13 protein-coding genes are annotated in these 15,667 nt (G+C 50.8%); 7 read left to right on the top strand and 6 right to left on the bottom strand.

Annotated features, from left to right (window positions below; genetic code table 11):
- Nucleotides 1-16 precede the first annotated feature (16 nt).
- The gene (locus tag DEV76_RS09545; protein ID WP_109697644.1) at nt 17-2,452 is read right to left on the bottom strand and encodes a transglycosylase domain-containing protein; all 2,436 of its coding nucleotides are present in this window, start codon (nt 2,450-2,452) and stop codon (nt 17-19) included.
- 101 nt (nt 2,453-2,553) lie between these two features.
- The gene (gene porW / locus DEV76_RS09540; RefSeq protein ID WP_109697643.1) at nt 2,554-5,565 is read right to left on the bottom strand and encodes a type IX secretion system periplasmic lipoprotein PorW/SprE; all 3,012 of its coding nucleotides are present in this window, start codon (nt 5,563-5,565) and stop codon (nt 2,554-2,556) included.
- A gap of 191 nt (nt 5,566-5,756) precedes the next feature.
- Here porW and DEV76_RS09535 point away from each other — a divergent pair, with 191 nt between their 5' ends.
- Genes DEV76_RS09535 through DEV76_RS09515 form a run of 5 tightly spaced genes read left to right on the top strand, consistent with a single transcriptional unit; the run spans nt 5,757 to nt 7,875 of the window.
- Complete coding sequence (locus DEV76_RS09535; RefSeq protein WP_109697642.1) at nt 5,757-6,152, top strand: hypothetical protein; 396 nt, start codon at nt 5,757-5,759, stop codon at nt 6,150-6,152.
- 53 nt (nt 6,153-6,205) lie between these two features.
- On the top strand, nt 6,206-6,658 hold the full coding sequence (locus DEV76_RS09530) for a bactofilin family protein (RefSeq protein ID WP_198651999.1): 453 nt from the start codon (nt 6,206-6,208) through the stop codon (nt 6,656-6,658).
- The gene (locus tag DEV76_RS09525) at nt 6,618-6,848 is read left to right on the top strand and encodes an AtpZ/AtpI family protein (RefSeq protein ID WP_109697641.1); all 231 of its coding nucleotides are present in this window, start codon (nt 6,618-6,620) and stop codon (nt 6,846-6,848) included. The genes DEV76_RS09530 and DEV76_RS09525 overlap by 41 nt, the downstream gene beginning before the upstream one ends.
- Nucleotides 6,838-7,236 (top strand): hypothetical protein, encoded by a 399-nt coding sequence (locus DEV76_RS09520; RefSeq protein ID WP_109697640.1) that lies wholly within the window; start codon nt 6,838-6,840, stop codon nt 7,234-7,236. The genes DEV76_RS09525 and DEV76_RS09520 overlap by 11 nt, the downstream gene beginning before the upstream one ends.
- Nucleotides 7,237-7,239: 3 nt before the next feature.
- Nucleotides 7,240-7,875: a SprT-like domain-containing protein gene (locus DEV76_RS09515; protein WP_109697639.1), complete on the top strand. Its 636-nt coding sequence runs from the start codon at nt 7,240-7,242 to the stop codon at nt 7,873-7,875.
- A gap of 390 nt (nt 7,876-8,265) precedes the next feature.
- Here DEV76_RS09515 and DEV76_RS09510 read toward each other — a convergent pair whose 3' ends face one another.
- The 4 genes from DEV76_RS09510 to sucC form a co-directional block, all read right to left on the bottom strand.
- Nucleotides 8,266-9,177: a Cif family virulence factor gene (locus tag DEV76_RS09510; protein ID WP_109697638.1), complete on the bottom strand. Its 912-nt coding sequence runs from the start codon at nt 9,175-9,177 to the stop codon at nt 8,266-8,268.
- Between the two features lie 559 nt (nt 9,178-9,736).
- Entirely contained in the window at nt 9,737-10,147 is a 411-nt protein-coding gene (locus tag DEV76_RS09505; RefSeq protein WP_109697637.1) for an OsmC family protein, read from the bottom strand.
- A 50-nt stretch (nt 10,148-10,197) separates the two neighbouring features.
- On the bottom strand, nt 10,198-11,202 hold the full coding sequence (locus DEV76_RS09500) for a DUF4407 domain-containing protein (protein WP_109697636.1): 1,005 nt from the start codon (nt 11,200-11,202) through the stop codon (nt 10,198-10,200).
- 282 nt (nt 11,203-11,484) lie between these two features.
- Nucleotides 11,485-12,699, bottom strand: coding sequence for an ADP-forming succinate--CoA ligase subunit beta (gene sucC / locus DEV76_RS09490; protein WP_109697634.1), 1,215 nt, complete (start codon nt 12,697-12,699; stop codon nt 11,485-11,487).
- 116 nt (nt 12,700-12,815) lie between these two features.
- On the opposite strand from sucC, the gene DEV76_RS09485 reads away from it, so the two are divergent.
- Both DEV76_RS09485 and DEV76_RS09480 read left to right on the top strand, forming a co-directional pair.
- On the top strand, nt 12,816-13,628 hold the full coding sequence (locus DEV76_RS09485; protein ID WP_109697633.1) for a purine-nucleoside phosphorylase: 813 nt from the start codon (nt 12,816-12,818) through the stop codon (nt 13,626-13,628).
- A 30-nt stretch (nt 13,629-13,658) separates the two neighbouring features.
- Nucleotides 13,659-15,644 (top strand): putative porin, encoded by a 1,986-nt coding sequence (locus DEV76_RS09480; RefSeq protein WP_157962797.1) that lies wholly within the window; start codon nt 13,659-13,661, stop codon nt 15,642-15,644.
- Nucleotides 15,645-15,667: the final 23 nt, after the last annotated feature.

Raw genomic sequence — 15,667 nt, 5'->3', positions numbered from 1 at the left:
CGCTCTTTTTTTATAATCAGTTATTGCTTTTTGGTTTGGGAGGCATCTGTGCTTTGGGCTGCTGGCCGGAAGGCTGAGGCTCATCGCGCTTAGGGGCTTTTTCCTTTGGCGCTTCTTTTGGATCCTTTTGTTCCTTGGGAGTATCTTTAGGAGCTTCCTTCGGTTGCTGCTCTACCGGCTCACCGTATGCTCCTACATCAACACTTTCGTAGTCGCTGGCACCGCCATTACCTACGTCTTCCGCTTCTGCACCGGGCTGTATGTTAGACTCGTAGTTGAAATACAGATCGTTGTGCATATTGGCAGGAATCGGGAAGGTAGACTTAGGATCGATGCCAAGCGTTTTGTCTGCATATACTTTCTGCATAAACAATGCGAAGATAGGCAGACCGGTATTAGCACCCTGGCCCAGTGCGGTGCTGCTGAAGCGGAGGTAGTTGTTGTCGCAGCCTACCCAGGCGCCTGCAAGCAATTGCGGTGTGTATCCAAGGAACCAGCCATCGGTGTTATCGTTGGTAGTACCGGTTTTACCCGCTACTTCACCGGGGATGTTGTAACGGAAGCGCATACGTGCACCGGTACCTCCGGGAGCAGTAACGCCTTCCATCATCTTCACCATAGTATAAGCATCTATTTCGCTGATCACTTCCTTCTTCTCCGGAACATATGTTTCGAGGATATTACCAAAACGGTCTTCGATACGGGTAATGTATATGGGAGTAGTGATTACACCACGTGCAGGGAACATGGTGTAAGCTCTCAGCATGTCGTACAGCGAGAGGGTAGATGTACCCAGCGCAATGGACGGATAAGGTTCAATCTTGCTGGACTGGAAGCCGATCTTATCGTTCGCGAAATTGGCGAAAGATTTGGCGCCGAACTGTTTGATGAGGTATGCGCTCACCAGGTTCAGTGATTTGGCCAGTGCACCCGCCATTGAAATGGAGCCGCCCACACTGCCTTCTGAGTTGCGGGAAAGCGTCCAGTTGCCGATGGTAACAGGCTCGTTGGGGAGCATTGTATTGGGATTGAATCCATTCATAAGTGCAAACAGGTACAGGAACGGCTTGAACGTAGAACCTACCTGGCGGGTGGTTTTATATACGTGGTCGTTCTTGAAATACCTGAAGTCGGGGCCGCCTACCCATGCTTTGATCTCTCCGCTTTCAGGGTCCATAGCCATGAAGCCGGACTGTAAGATGGCACGGTGATACTTGATGGAGTCCAGGGGCGTCATTACCGTATCGATGTCATTGATCTCGGTATTGGTATAACTGCGCCAGGAGAAGGCTTTCATTTTAGTTGGTGTGTTGAAAGCCTTTTGTATCTCTTCATCAGTAGCTTCTTCTTCCTTCATGCTCCGGTAGCGGTCGGTATCCTTGATGAAGTTCTGCAGGTCCCTGGAAGCGATGTTGCCATTCCATACTTTGCCGGACTTGATATTAGCCTGCTGCTGGAACTGCTTCTGGAGGTCTTTCAGATGGTGGGCCACAGCTTCCTCTGCATACAGCTGCATGCGGGGATTGATGGTGGTATAAATCTTCAGGCCATCGCGGTAAAGGTTGTATTCAGAACCATCGGGTTTAGTATGTTCCTTGCACCAGGTTTTCAGTTCGCTGCGCAATACTTCGCGGAAGTAGGGGGCCAGGCCTTTGTTATGGTCGAGCTTATTGTAGCGCAGCACAATGGGACGGCCTTTGGCAGAACTGCCATCGGCACTGGTGATGTATCCTTCGCTTACCATGTTATCGATTACGGTATTGCGGCGGTTAAGTGCCATTACCGGGTTACGGCGGGGATTGTACTGTGTGGAGCCTTTCAGCATACCTACCAGCGTAGCGGCCTCTTCAATAGAAAGGCGGGAGGGGTCTTTGCTGAAGAAGGTACGCGCGCCGTTTTCTATGCCGTACACGTTATCGCCGAATGCAACCGTATTGAGGTAAAGCGTGATGATTTCTTTTTTGGTAAGGTTTCTTTCCAGTTTAATGGCGATCACCCATTCCGAAAGCTTCTGGAAAGAGCGGACTACCAGGTTGCGGGAACGGGTTTTACCCTCCCCATCCTGCTGAAGGTTAAGTGCCAGCTGCTGGGTGATGGTAGAAGAGCCACGCTTTTTACCAATCAGGAGGTAGAAAGGAATGGCCGCTGTAGCCTTGGCGTCGATACCGGAGTGACTGTAGAAATTACGGTCTTCCGTAGCGAGAAGTGCATTGATTACGTTGGGAGAAATATCCTTGTAGTCGACATTGGAACGGTCTACCTGCAGGTATTTACCCATAATTGTACCGTCTTCAGCGATCACTTCGGAAGCAAGCGCTGTACGCGGGTTTTCCAGTTCCTCCATGCTGGGCATGTGGCCGATGATCCGGAGATTGATCAACAGGAGGAGGATGAGGAATAAAGACACCCCGCATCCAAAGGTCACCCATAATATTTTTACGGATTTTTTCATATGTTAAAAAGTGTGAAACAGTCTGTTTAGCGCAAAAATATGCATTTTCCCCGCGTTTCATAGGCCGGGTTGCATGAGCTTACTGGTTTGTATTACAAATATTATTCCGTTATGTAGTTGTTGTTGAAGAATGTGCGGTAGCCGTCTATGTCTTTGGTATTATTTAACAGAATGAAGTTTTCGCGTGAAATGATGAACAACCGGTAGTCAGTAGGCCGTATCCGGGGGATAATGGTTTCACTGGCAACGCGGGAAATTTCATCGAAATAATCCAGGGCTTTGTTCTCATCAGGGAACAGGCGGACGATCACCATGATTTCCGTAGGCGTCAGCGCATAGGTGCTGGTTTGCAGCTGGCTGGCCGGGTGCTTGTCGGTATTGTATTTGGTGAACTGGGTCACCGCCTCATCAATCAGTACTTTGGAAACCCGGTCGAAGTGAACCACTACGAAATGGGGGATGGATGCTTTTTCGGCCCCCAGCTGGTACGGTGTTACAGGCTTCGCCGGCGGCGGAGGCGGTATATTGGCTGCTGCTGCGGCGGCGGAATCCAGTTTGGCTTTGAGGGCCAGGGAATCTGCCATATTCGGCTGCGGCGTTTGCCAGGGGTAGCGGATACGGATATTTTCGTCTACCTGCGTTACGCCGCTGCTATCACGGGTAATTTCGAGTTTGGTGAGGTATTCGGTCAGCTGCTGGCGGCGCTCCAGGGCTTCCTGGATGGATTTAGCCTGTGCCAGGATGGCAGCATCGCCCGGGTATTTGGTGATAACGGATGCAATGGCGGCTTTGCCTTCGTCTTCCGTACCGGTTTTGATGATAGCCATGGCTTCCAGCAGGTCGAATTTAGGCTGCAGGGAACTATAGCCAACGGTAGAGTCGGAAATTTTGCGCAGGACGAAAATAGTATCGTAATTCCCTTTCCTGAATTCCTCGTATGCTGCTTCGTAAATAGAAGCCGCTGCCTGGGTTTTAGCTTTGTCTTCGTTATTCTGCAGGCCGTGTGTCAGGATACTGGCGTACTGGGTTCCGGCATGCTGGGTAAGGATCTGTTGTTTGTATTTGGACGCCAGATCATTATGATTCAGCTTGTTATGCCAGGCGTACAGGCTGTACAGCACTTCTACCTTGCGGGGATGATCCGGGAAGCGGTTCAGCAGGGTATCGTAGGTGGAAATACCTTCACGGGTATCGTCCAGCTTATCGTTGTAGAGCTTGCCGAGGTCGTAATAAGCACTTTCCTGGCGGCCACGGGATGCCTGGAGCTTCTCAGGAGTGTCGGGCAGCTGGCCTGCGAGGAGGCTGGTATTGATGCTGTCTGCAGGAAGATCGGCGATAGAAGGGTTGGTATTGCCTGTATTTTCCGTCTGCCCTTCGGGAGTTGTATTATTGTTGTTTCCGGCAAGAAGGGCTCCGGATTGCTGGCTGCGGCGCCAGTTATCACCCAGAGCTCTGTTACCCCAGCGGCGGCGAAACTCGCTGAAACCGGTAGACTTATTATTCTGGTTATAGAAATACCATTCCCCGCCTTCATTACTGGGGCCAAAGGAGGGATTGTTGAAGTTATTGTTCGTGTTAAATCCGGGAGGTGTTTGTGCGGAGGTGCTGCTGCCTTTTTTGCCGCCTTCGGCTGGAGGCGGGGTTTTGGCGGCTTTGATAGCTGCCACCTGCTTCACGAGGAAGGAGTCGCGCATGGCGGGGGAGAGGCTGGCGATTTGCTGAAGGCTGTCTTCGTCGTGGATGATCTGCACTTTCTCAGCTACGGCACCCAGAGTTTCTTTACGGGCATTTACGAGTTCGGCGTCATGGAAATCGGGGCCCATGATGGAGGCGGTACTGTCGTAATAGCGCTGGGCATCGCGGTAGGATTTGCGGAAGTAGTAGATATCCGCCATCCCCTTAAAAGTCAAGGTTTTCTGCAGCATGTTAGCGCTTTCTACACGCAAAGCCTTCTCCAGGTAGCCGATGGCACGTTCCGGATCGTCGTTGGCGCAGAGTACGGCCATATTGTAGTAAATGGCATCCCGGAAGGAGATAAAGCGCTCTTTACGGAGCATGCTTTCAAGGGCTTTGATGCTTTCTTCGAGGCTGCCGCCGTTTATCCTGGTATTGGCTTTGGCGATCTGAACGCGGGCATTGAAGTCGATGGTGGCATCCGGCTTAAGGGAGATCACTTCCCGGAAAGCCGTCATGGCAGAATCGGGTTTGCTATGGTAGGCGTAGAGCTGGCCAAGGATGTAATACATCCGGGCTTTCTGATCACGGCCGCTGTTTCCTTTCTTAATAGCGATTTTCAGGGGCTCTATGGTTTCTGCATACATGCCCTGTTTATAGAATTTCCAGGCCTGCAGTTCGGCCAGCTGCCCGTCGAGGCGGCGGGGGAAGTAGGGGTCGGATTCGAGTATGTTCAGGAGAGACTGGGCTTCGTCATGCTTCTTTTGTTCGATGAGGGTACGAGCCTGCCAGAGGAAGGCATCGTTCCGGGAAGCTTTATGCCTGAATTCGCGGGCATACCAGGTTTTCTCTTTTTCGCGGCTGGAAATGGAGAGGAGATCGTCCTGACTGCGGCCTACCACGGTATTGTATTCCGATTTCTTTTTAGGGGCAAAGGTGGTATTGATGTACTGGAAGGTGTTGAAGGCATTCTCCCAGTCGCCTTTGTAATAGTAGGCCTTTCCCACGAGGAGGTAGCAATCGTCTATCCACCGGCCCCTGGGGTCGTGGATCTGAACGGCTACGGAGGCTTTCTGAACTACGGAGTCGAGTTCGTTGACATCGAGGTTCAGTTTATCTACGGTGAAAGGGTAGAAGGGGAGAAAAACATTATAGTTATCCTGCCGCTGGCGGTTGATGCCGGTAAGCACTTTTTCCAGCTTCAGTTTGGCGTGATAGTAATAGTTATACCGGGTCACGGTATTCTGAACCACCCGGCGGGTGACGGTGAAGGGCTTTGCGGCCATTTTTTCGGACGGGGGGCGCCGGTCTTCCACCTTAAGGGGTTTCTCGGGCCTGGCAGCAGGCTGATCCTGGCCGAAAACCGTAGTGGTGGCAGCGCAAACGAACATCCATCCCACCACTGCGGTGCGTAATAGAGATATTTTAGAACAATGCATGTAAAGCCAGGTCGGTAATAACTTCTTAATTAACTTTTTTATGGGAGAAAATATTTTAAAGATAGGATAATTTTTTTTCGGACTGCGCGTATATAGGCTAACTTGGGGCAAATCGGAAATCGTATTTACAAATTATGAATTTTTGATGGATATTTCGGTAATTTCTTCAATCTTTACATTTTTGCAGAAATATGGCTACGGAAGACAAAAATAAGGGAAGAAGCCTCGACCGGCTGAACCACAAATACCGGCTGGTTATCATGAACGATGATACCTATGAGGAGGTGACGGCTTTCCGTTTATCCCGCATGAGCGTTTACGTGGCGCTGAGCACCCTTTTTGTGCTCCTGGTGGCCATTACAGTAGCCACGGTGGTATTTACCCCGCTGCGGTATTACATCCCCGGATATGGCGACCTGAAGCAGCGGAAGGAATTCCTGCAGCTGAAAATGAGAACAGACTCCCTGGAGCGCGCCATTTCCACCCGCGACCGCTACCTGCAAAACCTTAAAGATGTTATCGGCGGCAACATACAGCTGGATACTACCATGCTGAAAGTCCCTAAAGTTGAGAATAGTACTTATTAAATATTTTTTCACTATCTTAGATTATCTTTATTAAAAGAAAAACCTTCTGACCTATGTTTAACCAAAGTAAGAAAAGTGAAGGCAAGAGCATTATGCCTTCCTCCAACATTAACCTTATTGGCAACGGAACCACTATTCAGGGAGATATTGTGTGTGAAGGGGATATCCGGATCGATGGACAGGTAACAGGCCTGGTTTCTACCAAAGCGAAGATAGTGGTAGGACCGGAAGGGGAGATTCTGGGAGACCTGATCTGCCAAAGCGCGGACATTCTTGGTAAAGTGACCGGAATTATTAAAGTGGATGACCTGTTGTTCCTGAAGGGCAACGCATTCATTAAAGGGGATATTTACACTGCGCATTTTGAAATGGAGCCTACCGTTAAGTTCAATGGCCGCTGCTATATGGACCCGGCTGATGCTCCTCCGGTGCGCACCGTTTCTGAAATCACTGCAGATGTAAAACATGGAAGATCCATCGTTCAGGAAGAAACAGAAACCGTCTAACCTGCTGCTGCGGTATGCCGGGCTGGCCTTCCAGATGATGGCCGGGATCGGTGTGGCGTTATGGCTGGGCTACCTGCTGGATAAAAAAGTGAACATCGGGTTCCCGCTGTTCATGATCATTTTTTCTTTACTCGCTTTAGGCCTACTTTTGTGGCAAATTGTAAAAGATACCAGCAGGCATGACCGATAAATTTATTTTCTGGCTGGCGGCAGTGTTCGCAGCCATTACAGGTACGTTGTTTATATTGAAGGAAGGATGGCTCGCTGCTATGGGCGTGCATTTTCCTATACTCATGATCGGCAACATCGTGCTCGCGCTCGTTACCCTGGTCAGCTATTCCACCAGCCGTAAAGGTCTTACGGCTGAAAACCCGAACGTTTTCGTTCGTTCCGTTTATGCCTCCACGCTGAGCAAACTGATGCTCTGCGTGGTAGGTATCGCGGCTTATGTGATTGCCAACAGGAGCCAGGTCAGCAAAGCCACCATCTTCATCCTGCTGTTCTTTTACCTTGTGTATACCGTGCTGGAAACCTGGCAGCTGTTTCGCGCCAGCCTCAGGCACAAGAAACCAGAGTAACCGTTGAAGCAAGAACATCCTTTACAGGCATTGGCCGCCTACCTGCCCGAAGGCACCTTTGAGCAGGTTATCGCATACATCACCGAATATAAGGTGCATCTCACCATCACCCGCGAGCGCCAGAGCGTACTGGGCGACTACCGCCACCCATACCAGGGCAAAGGCCACCGTATCAGCATCAATGGAGGCCTGAATAAATACGCCTTCCTGCTCACGATGCTCCACGAAATTGCCCATCTCACCACCTTTCTTGTCTACGGCCACAGCGTATCCGCCCACGGCCGCGAATGGAAGAACGAATACGCAAAGATCCTCCGCGAGTTCATCGGCAAAGGCTATATGCCCCACGACGTGGAGAACGCTGTTCGCCAGAGCCTTCACAATCCCGGTGCCACCTCCTGCTCAGACGAAGGCCTCATGCGCGTGCTCATGCGGTACGACCGCCAGAAGGAAAACCACCACCTCGTAGAATCGATTCCCGTGGGTAAATTATTTAAAACCAAAGACGGTCGTGTGTTCCGCCGGGGAGAGAAGATCCGGAAGCGCATCCGCTGCGAGGAAACCGAAACGCGCAGGGTATACCTCTTCAGCCCGGTATATGAAGTGGAACTTGTGGTGGATAACACCAGCATAAAATGAATTCAGGACACACTATTGTGCAAGGTTAGCGATTACACCCAACCGTAATTTTCCGTTGTATGCTCCTTGTAACCTGGGTAAAATTTGCTTGCAATCTGCTTATAATGTGATTGTTACATGCTTTAAATTACTTGTAACCTGCCCATTATTGCCCGCGTATCCTTGTAATCTAATGATAATCAGCGGTGTATTCCCCTTAAATCTTGTTGCATAAGACGCTAATCGGCCTGTAATCGGCCTCTAATTGGCCTGTAATCGGCCTTTGGCCTTTTCGGCTGGTCCTTGAATATGTTTACATAAATTCTTGGGAAATCATGATAATGTTTACATTGATCAAATCTATTCCTGAATATTGTGAAGGTATCCTTTGAAGGTTTTGATTCCGGTATCCTAATCGTGATTTACCATCTGCCGGAACATCATCCATTCCCCCCTTTTGTTTTTCTTCCAGACATTTACGCTTTTCCCGCTACCGGTTCCGCCCGCAGGATCATCTGCCGTATGCCAGCGCACTTTGTAAAACCCATTTTCCAGCACAATACCATTACCGAGCTCTATCATATTGGCATGCAGGATTTGAAGGGAGTCGATCGTCAGATTGTCTGGCCGCTCGTGGCGCACAAAATACGCATGTACGCTATCGATGCCGATGTGCATGTTTTCATAATAAGGCATATAGATGGCATCCTGTGCAAACAGTTTAGCGTGCGATACTCCATCTCTTGCAGTAACAAACCGCTTAATTAACGTGTTGCGTTCCGTAATCTGGGATACTGTTTCATTGTCAGCAGCAGAGGGAGGCGGTGCAGATGGGAAATCAGGGATCTGTGGCAATATAGAGCGCTCAAACCAATTTACGGACCCCCATACTTCCACTATAATCTGCGGGGCCTTTTTATCCCCAAGGTCCCAAACCCTGAGGTATTTGGCACTATAGGTTGCCGTGTCACTTCCTGTTTTCACAAACCTGTGCTGATAGTTGCCGGCTTCAATGGCATTTTGTCCCGCAGACTGAACATCCACAATTTTCCTGTTCAGCTGATTAAACGTAGTGCGGTTCAGCCAATGGGCATAGTAACTCCCGGTGTTTTTATGACCATACAGTATGTTGTGAAACTCAGGCATCACTACCACCTGCGGGGAATAGTATGTAAGCAGTTTTCCCTGCCGGGAATGTTGAAAGGCATCGTCCAGTTGTTGGCCTGCAGAATAAAGCAGAGCCTTTACGTCCTGCTGTGCCAAAGCGGGCCGGAACATGCCCGGTAAAAGCAGATACACTATGAGGAAATAAGGGGTACGCATTGAATAGGGGTTTATGTTAATGTAAGAAATGTAGTGTAGTTTTCCAAACTTACAGACCATTGTCAACAGTCGGAATGGAACATGCAAATAATCGTTGTCAGCGTGCTAAAGGCTTGAATTTGGTATAGATTGTAAATGAAAAAGCTTTTTCACATTATTTCAAAAACAGGGAATTGCTTGCATGGGAAGAACATGGCAAAAGCTGGTAGATTTGATACTAACACATTGATTATTAGTCATTATAAGCGTCTTTTAAGCTCGAAAGGGTTTTGCAAAACCTACTGACATCCTACTGCCATCCTTCAGTGATCCTTCAGTGGTGGTATAGGTTTGAGGGTGTTTGACTGAAGGTTCACTGAAGGATCACTGAAGGATCACTGAAGCATTGAAGTGAATACGCCAATATTTTCAGGAACTTTTTATGTCACAAATACCCCGCCTGATGACCTAATGGGCGTTTGAGGATATTGAGTGTTGATTCGTCGTTTTTGTGAAGTTTGTGTAAATAAAATGCTCTCCGGTGCTGGGTGCCGCCGGGGAAGCAGAGGGGTGGTTGCTGCTATCCTTTCAGTACGTCGATGGAATTGAGCTTTACCGGCGTTCCGGAGCGGATAGACAGGGGAATGTCTGCTGCCTGATCAACACTGCGGATGAGGTCTTCTACCGCTTCGCGGGGCGCGGAAGATTCCAGTTTAACGTCGTACCGGATATTGCGTGCCTGTGCAGGCTCACCAGCCCAGTCGCCATTGACGATTATCTCCACATGCGCCACGGGAATGTCTCGCTTCGCTGCTTCCTGGTACAGGCTGTTGCATACGCTGGCAGCGATCGACATCATAAACAATTCTTCTCCGCTAAACCCTATACCAAGGCCGCCGGCACGGGGCGTACGGTCTATCACCAGGCTGCGGGGCCCTGCCCAGCCTGCGGCTGCGCTCGTTTCATGGATGGTTTTGAGATGTACCTGCATAGTATGTTTAAAGTACGCAAAGTTCAGGGGAATAACAAATCCCCTTTATGCTAAACGTACGCGTTTTCTTCTTCGGTTTTGCGGATGCGAGCCTCCGTCTCCATTTCGAGGATGGCCTTCTTTTCTTTGCGGTGCATGGTGAAGGTGAACTCATGCTGATCGAGCAGATCATCGTAGGGGCCGCGGGGGGAGATGAGCTTTACCAGTACGGGAGCAGTTTCCAGTGCAATGAACAGCAGCATGATGAACCAGTTGGCCCATTGGATGGGGGCGCTCTTTTTAGTGATACGGCCAAGCGCTTCGAGGCGTGAGGCCATACCATCGGGCTTATGACGTTCAAGGGCGGTGAGGCGGCTGGCCAGGCTGTCGTCGTCGGCAGTGATTTCTGCGTTCAGTGCGGCACGTTGTGACTGAAGGGCCTGCAAGGCGAGGGCGGCGCTGTCTGCATCGGCTTTCTTGGCTTTATAGATGGGACCAAGGTTCTTAACGCGTGAGCCGCCGGTACCATCGGCTTCCTGCTGGGCACGGAGTTGTAAAGTATCTACCCGGCTAGTTTGAATCTGTATCTGGGACTGGAGGGCTGCCATCCTGGAGGCCAGTTCGCTTTTGCGGGCGGTGAAGGCGTTGCGGACGAGGGAGTCTTCGGCCTGGCGCTGTTCCTGTTCCATGAGGGTAAGTTCGGCGAGTATTTCCCGTTCGAAGATCTTCAGTTCCAGTGGTTTGGATATCACTACAGCGATCATGACGGCGAGGATGAGGCGGGGGAGGGCCATCCACAGCTCCTTGCCGAAGCGGTCGCGCTTCTTGAGGCTGGAAACGATGTAACGGTCGAGATTGAAGATCATGAGCCCCCACACAAGGGCGAAGCCTATGGCGGCCCAGGGATTACGGAAAACAGTCCATAAGGCATAGCCTGCAGCAATGGCGGCAAACAGGCCCGTAAAGAAAATAGTAGCTCCTATACCGGCGTACTTATTGGTTTCGGAAGGTGCGCGGCGGAGCAGGGGCAGGTGGGCGCCCGAGCAGATAAGGAAGAATTGACGGAGTCGTAACATGCTGTCTTGCTTTTACAGTTGAGCCGTCATGTTTTGCAGTAAGTAAGGATGGACTATAAAAGTAGTCTTTTTTTCGGGCAGGAGTGCATAATTACCGCGGGCGGCGGGGAACAGGGGCTGGCGGTGGAACTGATCGGGAGATGCGGGGAGCAGCAGCCATGTGCCGCTGAAGGGAGTGACACAACGGCGGCCGGGCCAGCGGAATACTGGCTGGCGGATAATGAAAAAGGACGGTCTTATGCAGACCGTCCTTTCCCGGAAAAATATGTGTAATGCTTTCGTTTAAGCGCTTACTGCTTTGTTTACGAGTGCTGCAGCTTCGCTCAGGAGGATGGCGGATTGAACTTTCAGGCCGCTTTCTTCGATGAGGGTTTTAGCTTCGGCAGCGTTGGTGCCCTGCAGGCGAACGATGATGGGAACGTTGATGTTACCGATAGACTGGTAAGCGTCGATCACACCCTGAGCAACACGGTCGCAACGAACGATACCGCCGAAGATGTTGATGAGGATCGCTTTCACTTTCGGATCTTTCAGGATGATGCGGAAGCCGGCTTCTACGGTTTGAGCGTTGGCAGTACCGCCTACGTCCAGGAAGTTAGCGGGTTCACCACCGGAAAGCTTGATCATGTCCATGGTAGCCATGGCCAGACCGGCGCCGTTTACCATGCAACCCACGTTACCGTCGAGCTTCACGAAGTTGAGGTTGTGTTTGCTGGCTTCTACTTCGGTAGGATCTTCTTCGGTGATATCGCGGAGGGCAACGAGTTCGGGGTGGCGGATGAGGGCGTTATCGTCCAGGTTCATCTTACAATCCACCGCGATGATTTTCTCGTCGCTGGTTTTGAAGAGGGGGTTGATTTCGAGCATGGCAGCATCGAGGCCAACGTATGCGTTATACAGGTTGGTTACGAATTTCACCATGTTTTTGAAAGCTTCACCGGAGAGGCCGAAGTTGAAGGCGATTTTACGCGCCTGGAAAGCTTCGAGCTTACCGCCGGGGTATACTCTTTCTTTGAAAATCTTGTCGGGAGTGTTATGCGCCACTTCCTCGATGTCCATACCACCTTCGGTGGAGTACATGATCACGTTCATGCCGGAAGCACGGTCGAGGAGGATGGAGAGGTAGAATTCTTTAATGGGGTTAGCACCGGGATAGTAAACATCCTGTGCAACCAGTACTTTATTGACAACCTTGCCGGCATCGCCGGTCTGGATGGTAACGAGGGTACCGCCGAGAATGTTACCGGCGATGGTTTTTACATCTTCCGCGTTTTTACCCACAGCCACACCACGTTGCTCAGTGCCACGGATCTTGCCTTTACCGCGGCCGCCCGCGTGGATTTGCGCCTTTACAACGGAAAACTCGTTTCCAAACTGTACTTTCAGTTGCTTGTAAGCCTCTGCAGCAGCTTCGGGCGTATCAACCGGGATACCTTCCTGTACTGGTACGTTATATTTTTTCAGCAGTTCTTTAGCCTGGTACTCGTGTAAATTCATCGGAATACAAATTTGGCCGCTAATTTAGGCAATTATTGTTTTAATCCGGGGATTTCTTTGGATAGGGCGGATGATATGCAACGAAGAATTAACTTTGCCGGGCATAAAACCCGGATATGCTGGAACAGATAAACGAATCGAAAGCTTACATACAGCAGTTTACCAAAGAGCGCCCGGCCGTAGGCATCATCCTTGGCAGCGGCCTGGGGAACCTGGCTGGGGAGATCACGGATAAGACGGAGATCCCCTACGACCATATCCCTCATTTTCCGCCGGCAACGGTGGAAGGGCATTCCGGGAAACTGATTCTCGGGAAACTCGGTGGTAAGCCGGTAGTGGCCATGGCAGGCAGGTACCATTATTATGAAGGGCTATCCATGCATCAGGTAACCTTTCCGGTAAGGGTGATGAAAGCCCTCGGTATTGAGACCCTGCTTATTTCCAATGCTGCCGGTGGTATGAATGCAAAATTCCGGGTGGGCGACCTGATGATCATCACCGATCACATCAACCTGCAGCCGGAGCACCCGCTGCGCGGTCCCAACAACGCCGTCCTGGGCCCCCGCTTTCCGGATATGAGTGAGCCTTACAGCAAAGTCCTCATTGCGGAAGCCAAACGCATTGCCGCCGGTAAAAACATACCTTTACACGAAGGGGTGTATGTTGGCGTACAGGGCCCTACCTTCGAAACGCGGGCGGAATATAAATTCATGCACATTATTGGTGGCGACGCCGTGGGCATGAGCACCGTTCCGGAAGTGATCGTAGCTATTCATAGCGGTCTCCGTGTTTTTGCCATGAGCGTGATCACCGACCTGGGCATCCGGGAAGAGGAAAACGTTATCACCCACGAAGAGGTACTGGCGGCAGCCAAATCGGCCGAGCCGCATTTAACTTATATTTTCAGCGAATTGGCCCGGCAATTGTAGCATATGCCGGACCTTACACGAATCATCCCGATGAGGCAATTCTCGATCCTTTTCCTTTTGCTGGTTTGTACCGGCACCGCCCTCAGGGCACAATTCAATACCGGCCGGCTTCCCATGCGCGGTGGCGGCGGAGGCAATACCTCCATGCAGCGCGATACCACGAAGCACGATCATGAGCCCGATACGCTCACACTCCGCTTCCGGTACCTCGGCGAGCCTACCGATTTCACGATCGACTCCTCCATCGCTGACTTTTCTCAGAACTACCTCGGCTATCCCGCTTCCTACATGACCCTGGGTAACAACGGGAACGCTGCCCGTAATCTCATATTTACACCCATCATGACACCCGGCTTCGACGCAGGGTTCCATGCTTACGATATCTACGGCTTCAATCACCAGAAAGCTAAATTCTATAATACCAACCGGCCCTATTCCGAACTGGGTTACCTCATAGGCGCCAAGCAGGAACAGATCATTAACGTACAACATACCCAGAACAGGGGCGAGAAGTTCAACTTCTCCTTCCAGTACAAGAAGATCAACAGCCCTGGTTTTTTCCAGAACGCATCATCGAACCACGATACCTATAATGTAACGGCCAATTACAACAGCCAGGACAAACGCTATCACCTCTTCGTTTCCTATTATCTCAACAAGATCAACGGCGGGGAGAATGGCGGTATCGTTAATGTGGCAGACCTGAAGAACCCGGAGTATACCCAGCAGCGGCTTATCCCCGTACGCCTCGGCGGCTCCAACCCCGGTTCTTCCTCCTTCTTTAACACTGCCATCCCCGTTAAAAGCTATAACCAGGAAGCCAGCATCCTCGTACGCCAGCAATACGACTGGGGTAAAGGAGATACAGTACATGTAAACGATACAACGGAGTATTATAAGTTCGATCCCGTTTTCAGGGTGGAGCATACCTTCACTTACACGGAAAATACTTACCGCTTCCAGGACAGTCAGCCCGATTCTCTGTACTACCGTACTTTCTACGATTTCAATATCCCGCTGGTGAATACAGGTGATACCATCCGCACAAGGCACCGCTGGCGTATTATGAGTAACGACGTATCGCTCATGCAGTTCCCACTGCGGGGTAACCAGGCCCACTTCATCAGGGTGGGGGCAGCTTTTGAGATCATCAAAGGCCAGTTCAATGCAGGAGAGGCATCGTTCAGCAACCTCCGGCTGCATGGTGAGTACCGGAACAAGACGCGCAACCAGCGGTGGGATCTTCAGGCGAGGGGGGAACTTTTTCCGGTTGGAGAGAATGCGGGTGATTATGCCGTTAACGGCCGCCTCAGCCGCTTCCTCAACGAAACATTGGGTAACATCAGCCTGATGGCTTCGAACGTGAACCGCGAACCGTCGTATGTATATAAATACTTCGGCACCGACAGGGGTAAAGTGTGGACGAATAACGCACTGAGTAAGGAAAATATCACCCAGATCCAGTTCAGGGCCGATAACCGCAAACTGAAGTACAATATCACAGCCAATTACTTCCTGTATACCAATTACACCTACTTTTCCAGCTTCACTACCAGCGCCCAAACCAGCTCGCCCTTCAACCTGCTGCAGCTCGTAGGTTACAAGCGCTTCGATGTGAAGAGCTTCACTTTTGATGGTGATGTGGCCTTTCAGCAACTGGCAGGTACTGCCCCTTTGCAGCTGCCTACCTTCTGGGCGCGCCTCCGGGTGGCTTACACTGCTAAACTGTTCAAGAACCTGAACCTTTATACCGGCCTGGAAGGGAAATACAATACGCCGTATTACGCCGACGATTATTCGCCCGTGCTCGGCCAGTGGGTATACCAGAACTTCCAGCAGATCAATAATAAGCCCGACATCGCAGCGTTCGTTCACTTCCGGATCAAATCGCTCAGCGCATTTGTAAGGGGAGAGAACCTCAATACCTTCCTTTGGGATAATAACTTCCATGCGCCTTTTTACCCTTCCAACGACTTTGCGCTCCGCGTAGGCCTCCGCTGGTGGTTCGTGAACTAAGGCCGGAGTGCGTAGAAAAACGT

The organism is Chitinophaga deserti, assembly GCF_003149455.1.
In the GTDB taxonomy this organism is placed as follows: domain Bacteria; phylum Bacteroidota; class Bacteroidia; order Chitinophagales; family Chitinophagaceae; genus Chitinophaga; species Chitinophaga deserti.
Note: the sequence above shows the minus strand (reverse complement) of the source record. Positions and strands in the feature narration are given on the sequence as shown.